The sequence below is a fragment of the Brachyspira pilosicoli genome, from assembly GCF_008016535.1.
Lineage (GTDB): Bacteria > Spirochaetota > Brachyspiria > Brachyspirales > Brachyspiraceae > Brachyspira > Brachyspira pilosicoli_A.
Map to the genome: position 1 here is coordinate 1 of NZ_SAXY01000068.1, position 641 is coordinate 641.

Annotated in this window: 2 protein-coding genes; both read right to left on the reverse strand. The window is 25.4% G+C overall.

Going from position 1 to position 641, the window contains the following annotated elements; translation table 11 throughout:
- Nucleotides 1–5 precede the first annotated feature (5 nt).
- Nucleotides 6–302 carry a type II toxin-antitoxin system YafQ family toxin gene (locus tag EPJ72_RS11240; RefSeq protein WP_147732232.1) on the reverse strand — a complete coding sequence of 99 codons (297 nt, stop codon included), beginning with the start codon at nucleotides 300–302 and terminating at the stop codon, nucleotides 6–8.
- Nucleotides 299–505, reverse strand: a complete 207-nt coding sequence (locus EPJ72_RS11245) for a hypothetical protein (protein ID WP_147718714.1) — start codon at nucleotides 503–505, stop codon at nucleotides 299–301. Before EPJ72_RS11245 ends, EPJ72_RS11240 begins: the two co-directional genes overlap by 4 nt.
- Nucleotides 506–641: the final 136 nt, after the last annotated feature.

The following is a 641-nucleotide window of genomic DNA, read 5'->3' on the forward strand; positions in this document are numbered from 1 at the left end:
TTTAATTAAAATAAATCGCTATGCGAACCTATAGCAATGCATACGAGTATTAAGGTTGGCAACTGCCCGCTTGAAGCGTTATTTTCTTTTTTGTATATCAAAAGTAAATCGGGTTTTATATGGCATTCTCTAAAACCTGCATACTTTCCAATTAATTTATGGTCTTTATATTTTGATTCTAATATTTCGTTATTTGCTAATTTTTTAATTATATTTCTTACAAGATTTAAACTATTTTTATCGTTTTTTAATTTCTTTAATCCTTTCCTAAATTCTTTAGAATATTGAACTTCGTATTTCATTTCAAAATATCCTCAAACATTTCGTCAACATTTTTATAAGTTTTATATTTATGAGGATTTTTTTCCATATATTTTGCTTCTTTAAGCCAAGCGGGAATTTTTTCTTTCGTTATCTTAATTTCTGCATTTGCAACTTTTACTATACTTTTTATAGCTTTTATTAAATCTTCGTTAGCGTTTTCTATAGTTAATTTTACAGTCATTATTTTCTCCCTATAATTTGAATTTTATTTATTAACAAATTATACAATTTACAAACCAATAAGTCAATTTTTATTTTCCACTTTACTAAACCCTAAACTCCAACTCATAACCAATAATAAACTCTATCTCCTCCTC